Raw genomic sequence first — 15,447 nt, 5'->3', positions numbered from 1 at the left:
CATGCAACAGGTCGACGGACAGTACGAGTTCCACCGCCTGGCCCTCTCGTGGCCGCGTCACCGCTGGTGGAAACCGCTCCTCACGGCACTGCTCGGCTTCGTGTTCTACATCGTCTTCCTCCTGGTGGTCGTGGTCGCGGGCCTCGGGCTGGCGTTCCTCTCGCCCACGGGCGTGGATCCTTACCTCGAGGCCCTGACCGTGCTGGACCTCACCAACCCGGTGATGTTCGCCTTCACCCTGGTGTCGCTCATCCTGATGATCCCGGCGCTCGCCCTCGCGGCACTGATCACGGGGCCGAAACCCATCGGCCTGCTGTCCTCCGTGGCCGGCCGGATCCGCTGGCGATGGCTCGCGGTCTGCACCGGTGCGGCGCTGGCCGTGTTCCTCGCCAGCCTCGCGGTCTCGACCGTGATCGGGTTCTTCTTCCCCGAGGAGGCCGCCGCTGCACCCGTCCAGCAGGACACCACGATCCTCCTCGTCATGCTGGCGCTGTCCCTCCTCGCCGTCCCGTTCCAGGCCGCCGCGGAGGAGTACGTCTTCCGGGGCTTCCTGATGCAGGCCATCGGCAGCTGGCTGCGGCACCCGGCCTACGCGATCCTGCTCCCCGTGCCCCTGTTCGTCCTCGGTCACGGCTACGACCCGCTCGGCCAGACGGACGTGGCGATCTTCGCCATCTTCGCCGGCTGGATCAGCTGGCGCACGGGCGGGCTGGAGGCCGCGATCGCGGTCCACGCCATCAACAACATGACGATCTTCGCGCTCGGTGCCTTCGGCCTCGTGGACGTGAACTCCACCGAGGGCTCGGTGGGCGGGCTGGTCGTGTCCGCCCTGACCATGGCGGTCACGGCCGTCGTCATCGTGCGCCTCGCGGACCGCCGCGGCATCGGGCGCACGCGCACCGTCGCGCCGCAGCCCGTGCTGCAGCCTGCCGCTCCGCACCCCGGGGGATGGGGCGCCCACGCCACGCTCCTGCCGGCCGACCCGGACGTGCCGCCGTGGACGCGCACGCGCACGCGCACACCGGAGCAGATGTCCCAGCAGGCACAGTCCCAGGCAGGGCAGCCGCTCGCGCCGCTCCGCGCGCCTGCACACCGTGCCGCGGCCGGACCGGCTCCTGCCCCGACCCCCATCAGGCCCCCCGTCACACCCCCCGTCCAGAAGCCTGCCCCGGCGCCTGGTCCGGCATCGCCGCCGGCCGCGGCCCCTGGCCGGAACTACGACGACGACCGCCATCCCTCCGGCCCCGCGCACCCGGGCGGGCCCGGCTATCCGCCGGGCGTCGCGCACCCTGCCGGCCCGGGCCACCCCGAGTAGCTGCGGCTCGGGTCAGTCCTCGACCCGCAGGCCCATGCTCTCGGCGAGGAAGGGCGCCAGCAGCTGCAGCTGGTACTCGTCGATCGTGGCGCCGCGCAGCCCGTCGAGCCCCTTGATGCTGCGGAAGCTGCTGGTGCGCAGGTCGGCGTCCCGGAGCTGCGCGCCATCGAGCGTGAGCGTGCCGATGGTGCAGTCCGCCAGGGCGAGCCGCGTCGCCGTGACGCCGGTGAGATCCAGCTCCCCGATGATGCATCCGCTCACGAGCACGTCCGTCAGCCGCGCGCTGCGGAGGTTCACGTAGTCGAGCTTCCCGCCGTCGAGGTGGACGGCGTCGAGCCTGCTGTCGTAGAGCTCCGCGGACCCCCAGCGCGTGCTGCGCAGCGACGTCTCCCGCCAGCTGCTCCGCGGGGCGCGGAGGACCGGGGCGAAGAGGTCCTCGAACGCGCACTCGATGATCCGGGCTCCCCGCAGCTCGGTGTCGTTGAGCGAGACCCCGTCGAGCACGCACTCCTGCAGGGTGATCCCGGCGAGCTCCTCGCCGTCGAGGACCAGCCGCTCGTAGTGCTCGCCCTCGCGGTGGTCGCCGTCGAGCAGCTGCGGCTCGTCCACGCGCGTCACGCCCTGCGGGGGCCGGAGGGACAGGCGCGGTGGGTTCGTCGTGCGGCGGGCAGGACGCGCTGGCATTCGCGACTCCGATCGTGGTCCGGGCCGCGGGTCCGCGGCCAGAAGATCATTCCATCATCCGCCGTCGCCCCGACACTCCCCACGGGCCCGTTCGACCGCCTACAGTGAATCACCCGCGAGTGGACCTGCAGAGGACGGAGCAATCATGCCGACACCGGATAGCCCTGAGGGCGCGACGCACGGGGAGGACACCTCGCTCCTGAAGGTCCTCGGGAACTGGGACGCCCTCGCCCTGGGGTTCGGCGCGATGATCGGTTTCGGCTGGGTGGTGCTCACCGGCGGGTGGATCGCCTCGGCGGGAACCGGCGGAGCGGTGCTCGCGATGGTGACAGGAGGCGTCATCATGGGCGTGGTCGGACTCACCTATGCCGAACTGACGGCCGCGATGCCGAAGGCCGGCGGCGAGCACAACTTCCTGCTGCGGGGCATGGGTCCCCGATGGTCCTTCGTCGGGTCCTGGGCCATCACCGGGGGCTACGTCACGATCGTCGCCTTCGAGGCGGTCGCCCTGCCCCGCACGGCCGAGTACATCCTCCCCGGTCTCAGCCGGATCCCGCTCTGGACCGTGGCAGGCGACGAGGTGCACCTGACGTGGGCACTCGTCGGCGCCGTCGCGGCGGTCGTGATCACGTTCGTCAACATCCGCGGCGTGAAGATCGCCGGTGCCGCGCAGACGTTCGTGGTCGTGTTCCTGCTCGTCATCGGACTGATCCTGGTCCTCGGCAGCTTCACCGGCGGATCGACCACGAACATGGAGCCGTTCTTCACGGGCGGCTCGGCAGGCTTCTTCGCCGTCCTCGTCGTCGTGCCGTTCCTGTTCGTGGGCTTCGACGTCATCCCGCAGTCCGCGGAGGAGGTGAACATCCCCGCGCGGCAGATCGGCCGCCTCGTCGTCGTCGCCGTCGTCCTCGCGACCATCTGGTACGTCATGACCATCGTGACGACCTCCTCCGCGATGCCGGCGGCGGACCTCGCCGAGGCAGACATCGCCACGGCCGACGCCATGGGTGTGATGTTCGGGACCGGCATCATGGCCAATGTCCTCATCGCCGGCGGGATCGCCGGCATCCTCACCTCCTGGAACTCGCTGCTGCTCGGCGCGTCCCGGCTGATGTACTCGATGTCGCGATCGGGCATGCTCCCCCGCTGGTTCGGGGTCCTGCACCCCCGCTACCGCACCCCGGTGAACGCGCTGGTGTTCATCGGCGCGCTGTCCTTCGCCGCCCCGTTCTTCGGGACGCAGATGCTCGGCTGGCTCGTCGACTCCGGTGCTCCCAGCATCGTCCTCGCCTACATCCTCGTGGCGCTCGTCTTCGTGATCCTGCGCCGTCGCGAGCCCGCCATGGAGCGGCCACTGCGCATCGGCGGGGCCGGGAACGGTGGCACCGTGATCGGCTGGATCGCCGTCGTGCTCTGCGTCGGCCTGCTCAGCCTCTACCTGCCCGGCATGCCCGCCGCGCTCACGCCGCCGCCGTGGATCCTCTTCGGCCTGTGGTGGGTGCTCGGCGTGATCTTCCTGCTGCGGATCCCCCGCGGCATCGCCCCCGGGCACGACGCCGAGGAGCGGCTGCTCCACAGCCTCGCCACCCGGCGCTGACCACGCCGGCGCCGGGGACCGCAGCGCCGTTCCCTCGTCCGGGCCACCGTGCTTTACTGGGTCATCCATCACACCAGGGGGAGGGACGATCGATGAGCGACCGCGTGCAGTCCACGTACGACCCGCGCTACGAGGGTATCTACCAGCGCGGCGGAGCCACGGAGTCGGCCTCGCGCATGGCGTCACCGGCGCCGCTCGCCCCCGCGCTGCCCGACGAACCGGCCCCGGCCGTCGAGACCTCCGCCATCCGCGAGGTGGCGGCCCCCGCGCAGCAGGTCGGGGCACCGCCACGGAACCCGTACGACCGGTGGGCCTGGATCACCGCCGGCGTCCTGGTCGCGCTCGCGGTGTTCTTCCTCGCCGCGCCGTCGATCTACGCGCAGCAGTACATGGAGGCGCTCCCCATGGGCCAGAGCTACGTCTCCCCCTGGTACGACAGGACGATCTTCGCCGCGCCCGTGCTGCTGCTGCTCGGCATCACGACCGCCATCGCCCAGCTCTTCGTGCTCTCCATCCGCCACACCATGACCACCGTGCGCACCAGCTGAGCGCCGGCTGACCACCGCCGCTCCGACGGGGACGCCGCTCACCGTAGTGTGGAGAGCATGGAATCACCGATCGAGAGCTACCTCCGGACCATCCACCGGGAGATCTCGGATCTGAAGGACGGCAAGCCGTACAGCACCATCCCCGCCATGGCGAACGTGGACCCGGACAACTTCGGCATCTGCCTGACCACCGTGGACGGCTACATGTACGAGGTCGGTGACACGCGCGAGGAATTCACCATCCAGTCCATCTCGAAGCCCTTCACGTACGGGTTGGCGCTCTCCGACCTCGGGATGGATGCCGTGGACGCGAAGGTGGACGTGGAGCCCTCGGGCAACTCCTTCAACGAGATCTCGCTCGCGCCGGGCACGGGCCGCCCCGCGAATGCCATGATCAACGCCGGCGCCCTGACGGCCACGTCCCTCGTGCAGTCCCGCGGCGGCAACCGGCGCTTCAAGCGCATCCTCAGCACCTACTCGCACTTCGCCGGACGCCAGCTCGGCGTCGACGAGGAGATCTTCCGGTCCGAACTGGAGCATGGCCACCGCAACCGGGCCCTGGCCTATCTCCTGCGGTCGTTCGACATCATCGAGGACGATCCGACACCCGTCATCGAGGACTACTTCCGGCAGTGCTCGGTGATGGTCAACTGCATCGACCTGTCCGTCATGGCGGCCACGCTGGCCAACTCGGGCCGCAACCCCCTGACCGGCGTGGAGGCCATGGACCTCCTCGCCGTGGAGCGGGTCCTGTCCGTGATGACCACGTGCGGCATGTACGACGACGCCGGCACGTGGATCAGCACCGTGGGCATGCCCGCCAAGAGCGGCGTGGGTGGCGGGACGATCGCCGTCCTGCCCGGCCAGGTGGGGCTCGCCGTGTACTCGCCGCCGCTCGACGAGCACGGCAGCAGTGTGCGCGGCATGGCGACGAGCCAGCGCCTCTCCCGCGACATGGAGCTGCACTTCGTGCGCGCGGCGAGGGCCGGCCGGTCGGCCATCCGCGCCACCTACGACATCCTGGCCGCACCGTCGGGGATCCGCCGCACCGACGAGGCCATGGACGTGCTGCGCGGGCACGGGCACCAGGCCATGGTGATCGAGCTCAACGGCGACCTCCTGTTCGCCGGCACCGAGTCCATGGTGCGCGAGCTGAGCGGGCTCGACGACGACGTCGACTTCGTGATCCTCGACCTGCGCCGCGTCGACGAGGTGGCGAACGTCTCCCTCCGCCTGCTCGGCGAGGTGCGCGAGAACCTCGCGAAGGTCGACTGCGACCTGGTGCTGATCGACGGCGAGGGGACCCTCGCCGAGACGTTCAGGGACGTGGACCGGCCCGTCCCCACCTTCGACACCCGGACCGCCGCCGTCGAGTGGTGCGAGAACGAACTGATCCTGCGGTACGGCGGCGACCTCCTGCTCCCCTCGACGGTGGAGGTGGCGCAGTGCCCGGCGCTCGGCCCGCTCTCCGACGAGGACGTCGAGGCCCTCACCCGGCACATGGAGGACCGCACCTACGAGAAGGGCCATGTGGTGCGGCGCGTCGGGCAGACGTTCGGGGGCGTGTTCTTCATCCTCTCCGGCAGGATCGTCACCTCGGTCCCCGGGCCCACCGGCGAGCGCCTCAAGCTGACCACCCTGAGCGCCGGGATGACGTTCGGCGAGCTGGCCCTCGGCAGCGACGACCGCCAGGAGACGACCGTGAAGGCCCTGGAGGACGTCCACGTCAAGGTGCTCACCGCCCAGGCCATCCGGACCGTGGAGAGGGAGGAGCCGCGGCTCGCCGTCGAACTCTGGAAGGCGCTCACCCGGGACGCCTACTCGCGGGTGGACCTGTACCTGCGGGAGACCGCGGTGCGGATCCGCGACTAGCGGCCCTGCCGGGGCGTGCCGGACTCGGCCGCAGCCTTCAGGTTCCGCAGCGTGCGCCGGATGTTCCCGCGCTGGAACGCGGCGAAGGTCGTCCCGCCGGTCGCCACGTAGTCGAACGCCTGCGCGGCGGCATCGTGCCAGGGCCGGTCGTCCGTCCACGTCTCGGTGACGAGCGTGCCGCCGTCGTGCTCCTCGAAGGTGTACTGCCACGACGCGATGCGGGCGGGGACCCGGCGCCTCGTGCCGCCGATCGCGTGCACGCGGAACGCGAACTCGCGGCCGGGCTCGGCCACCGTCACGGTGCAGCGCGTGGTCCAGCTGACACGGCCGCGCGTGTTGGCGCCGTCGAACACCGTGCCGACGGTGACGTCCGCCCCGCCGTCCGCCGCCGCGCCGGCCAGTACCGCGCCCCTGTTCTCGGGGCTCCACTCGCCCATCCTCGTGACGTCGCTGACCATGGCGTAGAGCGTCCGGGGCGACCGTGCGATCACCGCACTGTCCGAGACCGAGATGACCCGTCCCACGTATCCCCCTCGCTCGCTCCTCCGCCCGGCACTCCCGGCACGCTGCGGCCAGTCTACGGCCGGCGGCTGGGAGGCCGGCCGGGGCCGGCACCCTAGACTGGCGACGTGCGCGGCCGCCCGGGCCGGCGAGCGGGAGGGCTGGATCGATGACGGTGCTGATAGCGGGCTGCGGGGATCTCGGGACCGAGGTGGGGCTGCGGCTCGCCGCCGCCGGCACGCGGGTGGTCGGCTGGCGCCGCTCCCCCGACCGGCTCCCCCGGGCGATCGAGGGCGTGGCAGCGGACCTGACCGGGCCGCTGCCGCCCGTCCCGGAGGACACCGACGTCGTCGTCATCGCCACGGCGGCCGGCGAGCGCACCGAGGCCGCCTACCGCAGCGCCTACGTGGACGCGACGGCCAACGTGCTGGACGCCCTCGAGCGCGACGGCGTCTCGCCGCGGCGCATCCTCTTCGTCTCCTCCACGGCGGTGTACGGGGACTTCGACGGCGGCTTCGTCACGGAGGACTCACCCGCGCAGAGCACGGCGCCGACGGCGCGGCTCGTGCGCGAGGCCGAGCAGGTGCTCCTGGACCGGTCGGACCGCGGGACGGTCCTCCGGCTCTCGGGGATCTACGGGCCCGGCCGGACGCGCCTGATCGACCAGGTGACCAGCGGGTCGGCCGTGCTGCCGGCGGAACCGCAGTGGACCAACCGGATCCACCGGGACGACGCCGCCGGGGCGATCGTGCATCTCGTCACGGAGGTCGCCGAGCCCGCGCCCGTCTACCTCGGCAGCGACGAGCTGCCCGTGGACCTCGGGGAGGTGCTGCGGTTCATCGCCGCCGAGCTCGGCCTGCCGGAGCCGCCCCGCGGCGGATCAGCGCCCACCCGCGGTGGTGCGCGCCGCGTGGACAGCGGGCTGCTGCGCTCCACGGGGTTCTCCTTCACCTACCCGACGTACCGGGAGGGCTACCGGGCCGTCCTTGCGGGGCAGGGCGTCAGGCACCCGTAGTCGCGGCGGCGGGGATGCGGGCGCGGGCGGTCAGGCGTCCGAGGCGCACGAGGGACCAGACGAGGATGCTCACCACGAGCAGGTTCCGGAGCGTGAGCAGGACGGCGACGGCGGGGTTGAGCTCGTAGCGCAGGGCGTCGTAGAACACGGGGTACACGAGCGTGGTGAGGGCCGCGCAGCCGAGCATCGCGATCGCCGGGTAGCGCCACTCGGCGGCGCGGTCGAGGACCAGCCCCGCGGCGATCACGGCCGTGATCCACAGCATGAACTGCGGGGAGCCCACCTTGTTGAAGACCACGAGGGTGCTCACGAGCGCCAGCGACCCGGTGGCGAGCAGGGAGTCCGCCCGGGCACCGCGGTGCAGCGCGATGGCCAGGAACGCGGCGACGAGGACGACGGTGAGGGCGAGCAGCGGGGTCATGAGGTCCCCGACGAACCCGCTCAGCGCGCCCCGGACCTCCATGGTGTTGATGACCTCGTCCTCGAAGAAGTAGGCGCCCGAGGTCCCCGTGATCGCCTGCCACACGCCGGGCGTGCTGAGCGGCGCCTCGAGCTGCATGCCGCGGGCGCCCTGCGCGCTGAGGAAACCGGTGAGGTTGCGGACGTCGCCGAACAACGCGACGACGGCGGCGATGCCGGCCGTCAGCGCGATCCCTGCGCCGAGGATGCGCAGCCGTCCGTGCCGGACCACGACGAGCGCCGCGAGCACGACGGCGGCGGGCCACACCTTCATCCAGGTGGCGGCGCTGAGCAGGAGCGATGCGAGGAACGGACGCGCGGCGACCAGGAGCAGCGCGGTGACGACCATGGGTGCCGTCAGGCCGTCGATCCTGCCGACCGCGACCGGCCCGAGCAGCGCCGTCGCGCTCAGCCACCAGTAGGCGGCCGTGGACGACAACGCGGTGCCCCGCCGGAGGAGGGCGGCCGTGCCGAGGGCGTTGAGGCCGGCGAACAGCACGAACCAGGCGAGCTGGTAGAGGTAGGGGCCGAACACCGTGGCGGCGACCATCGGCGCGAGCGCCCCGACGGGGTACACCCACGCCGTGTCGATGCCCTGCCAGGTGCCGTCGTCGAGCGCGAGGTAGGCCCACTCGCGGTAGAAGCGGATGTCGCTGAGCACTCCTCCGCCGAGGATGAAGGGCAGCAGCCGGGCGAGGAACCCGAGGTGGATGAGGCCGAAGTACAGCCAGACCGAGCGGGCGCTGTTGCGGATCTCCGGTCGGAGGAGGCGGATGCGCACGGGTGGCTCCTGGTCGGTCTGGGTGGCGGCAGCCGCCATCGTCTCACCCGCCGCGCGGCGCGCGCCAATCCCCGACGCCAGGGTCCGCCGGCCGATCAGCCCGCCGAGGGCACGTAGCCGAGCGCCTTGTCGACGACGCCGGGCAGCGGCCGCCCGTCCAGCCAGAGCAGGAGGTTCCGCTCGAACTGCGCCGCGAGGTCATCGAGCCAGGAGTCGGCGTTGCTCGCCATGTGCGGGGTCACGAGCACCGAGGGCAGCGACCACAGCGGGCTGTCCTGCGGCAGGGGCTCGACGGCGAACGTGTCGAGCACCGCGCCGGCGAGGGTCCCGGCGCTCAGCCGGGTTACGAGGGCGCCCTCGTCCACGAGCCGGCCGCGCCCTGCGTTGATGAGGACGGCGGTGGGCTTCAGGGCGGCGACGACCTCCGCGCTCACGAGGTTCTCGGTGGCCGGCGTCAGCGGTGCCACGAGGATCACGTAGTCGAACGCCCCGACCACGGCCGCGAGGTCCGTCGTCGCGTGCACGCGGCCGAAATCGTCGTCGTGCTCCCTCGCGGTCCGTCCCGCACCCTCGACGCGCACGCCGACGGCCCGCAGCAGCCGGGCGGTGGCGCGGCCGATACTGCCCGTCCCCACCACGAGCGCCCGGCTGCCGGCGATGTTGCGCCCCTCGCGCCACGCCCACCGCGCCTCGCGCTGGGCGTCGCGCAGGGGGCCGAAGCCCTTCGCGGCGTGCAGCATGGCGCCCAGCACGTACTCGGCCATCGGCTGGTCGAAGACGCCGTGCGCGTTGGTCACGACGACGTCGGAGGCCACCAGCCCGGGGAACAGGAGCTTGTCCACGCCGGCCGCCGCCACGTGGAGCCAGCGCAGGGACCCGGCGGCATGCCAGGCGGCGGGCAGGGCGCCGGAGAAGTAGTCCCAGAGGTACAGCACGTCGGCGCCGTCGAGCGCCCGGGCGAGGCCGTTCGCCCCGGTGACGCGCACGTCGGCGAGCCCGGCGACGCGTTCGAGCCCCCGCACGGGGCGCCCGCCCTCCAGCACGGCGATCACGGGACGCCTAGTCACCGGGCTGCTCCGATCGGTGCCCGACGGGCCCGGGCTCGGCCGGCGTGTCCTCGGCCGACCCGCCCCCGCGCGTGGCGGGCGAGGCGTGGGCAGGCACGGCGTCGGGGTCGCCGGACGCCACGCCGGTCTCCGGGCGGTTCTCGATGGAGAGGTCGCGCAGGTACCGCAGGACCACGATCGCCACGGCCGTGGTGGGCACGGCGAGGAACGCGCCGATGATGCCGAAGAGGGTGCCGCCCGCGGTGACGGAGGCCAGGACGACGGCGGGATGGATCTCGAGCGTGCGGCCCACCAGGAGCGGCTGGATGAAGTTGCTCTCGAGCTGCTGCACGAGGATCACCAGGCCGAGCACGATCAGGGCCGTCACCCAGCCGTAGGCCAGGAACGCCACGAGGGTGGCCACGAGTCCGGAGACGATGGCTCCGACCACCGGCACGAACGCGGAGAAGAACACGAGCACGGCCAGCGGGACGGCGAGCGGGATGTCCAGCAGCACGAGGCCCAGGCCGATGAACACGGCGTCCACGAGCGCGACGGTGGCCTGCGCGAAGATGTAGGAGGAGAGCGTCCGCCAGGTGCCGCTCGCGATCATCGACGCGTGGCCGTAGGCGGCGGAGTTGGTCCAGCGGGACGCCCACGGCATGAAGCGGTCGCCGTCCTTGAGGCAGAAGAACGTGAACACGAGTGCCAGCAGCACGACGACGGTGGCCGAGGTCACCTCGCCGAGGCCGGCCGTGATCCCGCTGACGATGTTCCCCACGTTCGCCTGCAGCTGGGCCAGGGCGGTGTCCACGATGCCGTCGAGGTTCGTCGCGTCGAGGTTGAGCGGCGGGCGGGCCACGAAGGCGGCGAGGTCCGCGATGTTGTCCCGGGCCAGGGTGGAGAGGTCGGTGATGCCGCTCGCGATGGCGGGCACGGTCAGTGCGCCGATCCCCACCACCACGCCGATGAACCCGAGCAGCGTGGCGAGGGCGGCGAGGACCTTGGGCAGGCCGCGGCGCAGGAACCGGTTGACGGGCCACAGGACCGAGGCGAGGAGCAGCGCGAACAGCGTCGGCAGCACGATCGACCACAGCGCCCGCGTCAGGTACCAGAGGATGACGAGGCCGGCGAGGACGATGATGCTCCGGGCCGTCCACGCCGCGCTGACCCGCAGGCCGTCGGCGAACGCGTGCGGGCGGAACCGCCGGGCCACGGAGGAGCCGTGCGGCTCCGGGGCCGGGGCCGGCGGCCTCCGCCGCCGCAGGGGCCGGCGCGGGGCGGGTGTCTGATCGTCCGGGTCGCCGGATCCTGAGCGTGTCACGTAGCCATCCTCCCCCAGCCGGCGCGACATGCGCTGTGCCTCTTGCCACCGGGCGGACAATTGGAGCATGACCCGAGCATCCGGATCCGGCGGCACCTGATGGTGCAGCAGGAGCGCGCGCGGTCCACGCGCACCGCGATTATCGGAGCCGCCGCCCGCATCTTCGAGGAGCAGGGCTACGGCGGCACAGCCCTGGCCGCCGTCGCCACCGGGGCCGGCGTCACCAAGGGCGCGCTGTACTTCCACTTCCCCGCGAAGGAGGACCTCGCCGTCGCCGTCATCGAGGAGCAGCACGCGATGGCCTCGGCCGAGGGAGTGCGCGTCCAGGCACTGGGCCGGCCGGCGCTGGAGACCATCGTCCTCGTCTGCCGCGCGTTCACGCTGCAGCTCATCGAGCACCCGCTGATGCGCGCCGGCATCCGCCTGACCTTCGAGGCGTCGGCCTTCGGGCAGGACGTCCGGCAGCCCTACCTGGACTGGTCGACGCGCTTCGCGGAGCTCGCGCGCGCGGCGCAGGACGACGGCGACCTGCGCCGGGACCTCGATGCGGAGGGGTTCGCCCGCCTGGTCGTGGGTTCCTACACGGGCGTGCAGATGGTGTCCGGCATCCTGACGAACCGGCAGGACGTGCTGGAACGCCTCGGCGACCTGTGGCGGATGTTGCTGCCCGGCGTCATGGCCGCCGATCGGCAGGAGCAGGTGCCGCACCTGGTGGAGCTCTTCCTCCGGCCGCAATAAACCGGTCAAGTGGTTTGTTTTCCACCGGTCCACGGCTACAGTTGCTGCTGGCATGGTAGGGGCTCCGTGGGGGAAGCCCCCTGCCCGATCCGTGAGGGTCACGCCCGCGGGCGTCCACGGTAGCGAACGGCTTCACTGGGCGCCCGCTCCTCCCCCCTCCCCGCGCGGTCCTGACTAGAGTGGGACCATGCGCTACGTGAAACTCGGCTCCACCGGCCTCGACATCTCGCCCCTCGCGCTCGGCTGCATGAGCTACGGCACCCCGGACCGGGGCAACCACGCGTGGACGCTGCCCGAGGAGGAGAGCCGGCCCCTGATCCGCGCCGCCGTGGACGCCGGGATCAACTTCTTCGACACCGCCAACGTCTACTCGGACGGCTCGAGCGAGGAGATCGTCGGCCGGGCCCTGGCCGACTTCACGCGCCGCGAGGACACCGTCATCGCCACCAAGGTCCACGGGCGCATGCACGAGGGGCCCAACGGCGCCGGGCTGTCCCGCAAGGCCATCTTCGCGGAACTGGACAACAGCCTCCGCCGCCTCGGCACCGACTACGTGGACCTGTACCAGATCCACCGCTTCGACCCCTCGACGCCCCTCGAGGAGACCCTCGAGGCCCTGCACGACGTCGTGAAGGCGGGCAAGGTGCGCTACCTCGGCGCGTCCTCGATGTTCGCGTGGCAGTTCTCCAAGGCCCTCTACCTCCAGCGCCTGAACGGGTGGACGAGGTTCGTCACCATGCAGGACCACTACAACCTCATCAACCGCGAGGAGGAACGCGAGATGTACGGGCTGTGCGCCGACCAGGGCATCGGCGTCCTTCCCTGGAGCCCGCTCGCGCGCGGCAAACTCACGCGGCCGTGGGACGAGACGACGTCACGCTCGGAGTCCGACCAGTTCGGCAGGACGCTCTACGGCACTGTCGACGCCGATCGCCGTGTCGCCGATGCCGTCGGTACGGTGGCCGAGGCACGCGGCGTGACCCGGGCCCAGGTGGCCCTCGCCTGGGTGTCCCGCAATCCCGTGGTGTCGGCACCGATCGTCGGCGTCGGCAAGCCGCACCACCTCGAGGACGCCGTCGCGTCGCTGGACCTCGAGCTGACCGCGGACGAGGTCGCGGCCCTCGAGGAGCACTACGTGCCGCACGCCGTCGTCGGCTTCTGATCGCCGCGCCGGCAGCCCTAGCGTGATCGTCCCCGCGTAGCAAGACCCTTCGCCGTGTCGGTGGCGTGCTGTACGTTGTGAGCACCCTGACCCGGAAGGCACAACGATGACCATTTCCAGACGGCAGATCCTCGGCGGCGCAGGTTTCCTCGCAGCGGCGGCGGCACTCAACGGCTGCGCCGGATTCTCGGGAGGTGGCAACGACGGTGGAGGGGGCGGCGACGGCGACGCCGACACCCTCACCTTCACCACATGGGGCAGCCCGGCCGAGGAGGAGGGGTTCCGGAACGGCATCGCCGCCTTCGAGGCCGCGAACTCCGGCACGAAGGTGGAGCTCAACCTCGTCCCCTACGAACAGATCTTCCAGAACATCGATGCGCAGCTGCAGGCGGGCACGGCCCCCGACCTCTTCCGCGTGGACTACGGCACCATCGGCGCCTACAGCAGCCAGGACCAGCTCCTGGACCTCAGCGACTACTTCGACACCGCGGCCGCCGAGGAGTTCCTGCCGTCGATGTGGGAGGCGGTGCAGTTCGACGGCAAGCCCTTCGGCGTCCCCCACCAGACGGACACCTCGGCCCTCGTGTACCGCACGGACCTCTTCGAGCAGGCAGGCATCGGGGCCGTCCCTGACAGCCTCGAGTCCGCCTGGACGTGGGACGAGTTCCGGCAGGTGGCGGAGAAGCTGCGCGGCTCCCTCCCCGACGACCTCTACCCCTTCGTGTACAACTGGCAGCTCGGCGGCTCCACGCGGTGGCTGAGCTGGCTGTTCCAGGCGGGCGGGCGCCTGTTCAACGACGACCTCACCGGATCGGCCATCGAGTCCGACGCCGGCCGGAAGGCGCTCGAGTTCACGCAGGGCTTCTTCACCGACGGCCTCGTGCCGCCCAGCAGTTCCGTGAAGTCCTCCACGTACGCCGACGACGCGTTCTCCGCGGGCACGACGGCCATGGCCTTCGTGGGCAACTTCGTGCTGCCCGGTCTCGAGGAGAACATCCAGGGCTTCGAGTGGGGCGCCACCTACCTCCCGCGCGACGAGCGCGGCGCCTGCGACCTCGGTGGCAACGCCCTCGTCGCCACCAGGAACGCGCGCAACCCCGAGCTCGCGGCCGAGTTCCTGAAGTTCATGACGCAGCCGGACCAGATGTCCGATTTCTGCGCCCGCGCCATGGAGCTGCCCACCCTCAACAGCCTCGTCGGCACGGAACTGGACTACCAGACGCGGCCCGACATCGCCGGCATCTTCGTGGAGCAGGCCACCACGCTGGAGCCGGGTGACGTCCAGCAGCTCACGTCACCGGCCATGGCGACCATCAACCCGAAGCTCCGGGACCAGCTGGAGGCCGCCTTCACCCAGGGCCAGCCCGTCGAGCAGACGCTCGCCACCATCGCTGCGGCCGTCGACGAGGCAGCCGGCTGATGTCCGCCGACACCTCGGCCCGCGAGGAGTCGACCGGCAGCACCGCACCACCGCCCTCCCCGGCGGCCACCTACACGGCGCAGCCCGGCAGGGCCTCGCGGCGGCAACGCTCCACGGGCGCTGCCGCCGGATTCCTCGGCCCCAACCTGATCCTGCTCGGTATCTTCCTCTTCCTCCCGCTGGGCTGGGCGTTCCTCATCAGCTTCCAGGAGTCCAGCGGCTTCGGGGCCAGCGGCTGGGTGGGCCTCGAGAACTACCGGCGACTCGTCACGGATCCCACGTTCTGGCAGTCGGCGCTCAACACGGCCGCGTTCACGCTGATCACCGTGCCCCTGAGCCTGGCCCTCGGGCTCGGGCTCGCCGTCCTCATGAATTCGGTGCTGCCCGGCCGGAAGCTGTTCCGCACGCTGATCTACCTGCCCATGGTCATCTCGGGCATCGCGACGGCCCTCATGGGCGTCCTGCTGTTCGACGAGGCCACGGGCATCATCAACAAGCTGCTCCGGGAGGGCGGGCTCGCCACCGTCCCGTGGCAGTCGCAGGGCACGGCGGCCTTCGCCTCGATCATCCTGGTGACCCTGTGGATCCGGGTGGGGTTCAACATGGTCATCTACCTCGCCGGGCTCCAGGGCATCTCGCCGGAACTCTACGAGGCCGCGCGGCTGGAGGGGGCGAGCTCGTGGCAGCAGTTCCGCTATCTCACGGTGCCGCTCGTGGGACCGTCCACGTTCTTCCTGCTGATCATGGACGTCATCTACTCGTTCCAGGTCTTCGACACCATCTTCGTGATGACGGGCGGCGGGCCCGGGCGGTCGACGTCGGTGCTCGTCACCTACGCCTACGAGAACGGGTTCGTGACCCGTGACCAGAGCTACGCCGCAGCCATCGGGATCGTGATCTTCCTGGTCACGCTCGTCTTCACGGCCATCCAGTGGCGGGGCAACCGCTCGCGCGACACCGTCGGCTAGCCCTCCAGGACAGGACA

14 protein-coding genes are annotated in these 15,447 nt (G+C 71.5%); 9 read left to right on the top strand and 5 right to left on the bottom strand.

The annotated features are described in order from the left end of the window. The first annotated feature begins 1 nt into the window (after window position 1). On the top strand, window positions 2-1,315 hold the full coding sequence (locus tag V6S67_RS04190; protein ID WP_334209053.1) for a CPBP family intramembrane glutamic endopeptidase: 1,314 nt from the start codon (window positions 2-4) through the stop codon (window positions 1,313-1,315). Between the two features lie 12 nt (window positions 1,316-1,327). On the opposite strand, the gene V6S67_RS04185 is transcribed toward V6S67_RS04190, so the two are convergent. Beyond that, a complete protein-coding gene (locus V6S67_RS04185; RefSeq protein ID WP_334209052.1) occupies window positions 1,328-1,999 on the bottom strand; it encodes a pentapeptide repeat-containing protein in 672 nt (223 codons plus the stop codon). A gap of 145 nt (window positions 2,000-2,144) precedes the next feature. Between V6S67_RS04185 and V6S67_RS04180 the strand changes: the two genes are divergently transcribed. From V6S67_RS04180 to glsA, 3 genes are all read left to right on the top strand, one after another. After that, window positions 2,145-3,596: an APC family permease gene (locus tag V6S67_RS04180; protein WP_334209051.1), complete on the top strand. Its 1,452-nt coding sequence runs from the start codon at window positions 2,145-2,147 to the stop codon at window positions 3,594-3,596. Between the two features lie 92 nt (window positions 3,597-3,688). Continuing rightward, window positions 3,689-4,144 (top strand): hypothetical protein, encoded by a 456-nt coding sequence (locus V6S67_RS04175; RefSeq protein ID WP_334209050.1) that lies wholly within the window; start codon window positions 3,689-3,691, stop codon window positions 4,142-4,144. 57 nt (window positions 4,145-4,201) lie between these two features. Continuing rightward, window positions 4,202-6,016 (top strand): glutaminase A, encoded by a 1,815-nt coding sequence (gene glsA, locus V6S67_RS04170; protein ID WP_334209049.1) that lies wholly within the window; start codon window positions 4,202-4,204, stop codon window positions 6,014-6,016. On the opposite strand, the gene V6S67_RS04165 is transcribed toward glsA, so the two are convergent. Continuing rightward, the gene (locus V6S67_RS04165) at window positions 6,013-6,540 is read right to left on the bottom strand and encodes an SRPBCC family protein (protein ID WP_334209048.1); all 528 of its coding nucleotides are present in this window, start codon (window positions 6,538-6,540) and stop codon (window positions 6,013-6,015) included. The genes glsA and V6S67_RS04165 overlap by 4 nt on opposite strands. Window positions 6,541-6,686: 146 nt before the next feature. Here V6S67_RS04165 and V6S67_RS04160 point away from each other — a divergent pair, with 146 nt between their 5' ends. Further along, window positions 6,687-7,532 carry an SDR family oxidoreductase gene (locus V6S67_RS04160; protein WP_334209047.1) on the top strand — a complete coding sequence of 282 codons (846 nt, stop codon included), beginning with the start codon at window positions 6,687-6,689 and terminating at the stop codon, window positions 7,530-7,532. Here the strand turns inward: V6S67_RS04160 and V6S67_RS04155 are convergent. The 3 genes from V6S67_RS04155 to V6S67_RS04145 form a co-directional block, all read right to left on the bottom strand. Further along, window positions 7,519-8,772, bottom strand: coding sequence for a glycosyltransferase 87 family protein (locus V6S67_RS04155; RefSeq protein WP_334209046.1), 1,254 nt, complete (start codon window positions 8,770-8,772; stop codon window positions 7,519-7,521). The genes V6S67_RS04160 and V6S67_RS04155 overlap by 14 nt on opposite strands. A 95-nt stretch (window positions 8,773-8,867) precedes the next feature. Then, window positions 8,868-9,839 carry a D-2-hydroxyacid dehydrogenase gene (locus V6S67_RS04150; protein WP_334209045.1) on the bottom strand — a complete coding sequence of 324 codons (972 nt, stop codon included), beginning with the start codon at window positions 9,837-9,839 and terminating at the stop codon, window positions 8,868-8,870. Next, window positions 9,832-11,142, bottom strand: a complete 1,311-nt coding sequence (locus V6S67_RS04145; protein WP_334209044.1) for an AI-2E family transporter — start codon at window positions 11,140-11,142, stop codon at window positions 9,832-9,834. Before V6S67_RS04145 ends, V6S67_RS04150 begins: the two co-directional genes overlap by 8 nt. Window positions 11,143-11,202: 60 nt before the next feature. Here V6S67_RS04145 and V6S67_RS04140 point away from each other — a divergent pair, with 60 nt between their 5' ends. From V6S67_RS04140 to V6S67_RS04125, 4 genes are all read left to right on the top strand, one after another. Continuing rightward, on the top strand, window positions 11,203-11,880 hold the full coding sequence (locus V6S67_RS04140; RefSeq protein ID WP_334209043.1) for a ScbR family autoregulator-binding transcription factor: 678 nt from the start codon (window positions 11,203-11,205) through the stop codon (window positions 11,878-11,880). A 187-nt stretch (window positions 11,881-12,067) separates the two neighbouring features. Next, complete coding sequence (locus V6S67_RS04135) at window positions 12,068-13,042, top strand: aldo/keto reductase (RefSeq protein WP_334209042.1); 975 nt, start codon at window positions 12,068-12,070, stop codon at window positions 13,040-13,042. A 106-nt stretch (window positions 13,043-13,148) separates the two neighbouring features. Then, the gene (locus tag V6S67_RS04130; RefSeq protein WP_334209041.1) at window positions 13,149-14,462 is read left to right on the top strand and encodes an ABC transporter substrate-binding protein; all 1,314 of its coding nucleotides are present in this window, start codon (window positions 13,149-13,151) and stop codon (window positions 14,460-14,462) included. Continuing rightward, window positions 14,462-15,430 carry a carbohydrate ABC transporter permease gene (locus V6S67_RS04125; protein WP_334209040.1) on the top strand — a complete coding sequence of 323 codons (969 nt, stop codon included), beginning with the start codon at window positions 14,462-14,464 and terminating at the stop codon, window positions 15,428-15,430. The genes V6S67_RS04130 and V6S67_RS04125 overlap by 1 nt, the downstream gene beginning before the upstream one ends. Window positions 15,431-15,447: the final 17 nt, after the last annotated feature.

It is taken from the genome of Arthrobacter sp. Soc17.1.1.1 (assembly GCF_036867195.1).
GTDB lineage: Bacteria > Actinomycetota > Actinomycetes > Actinomycetales > Micrococcaceae > Arthrobacter_D.
Note: the sequence above shows the minus strand (reverse complement) of the source record. Positions and strands in the feature narration are given on the sequence as shown.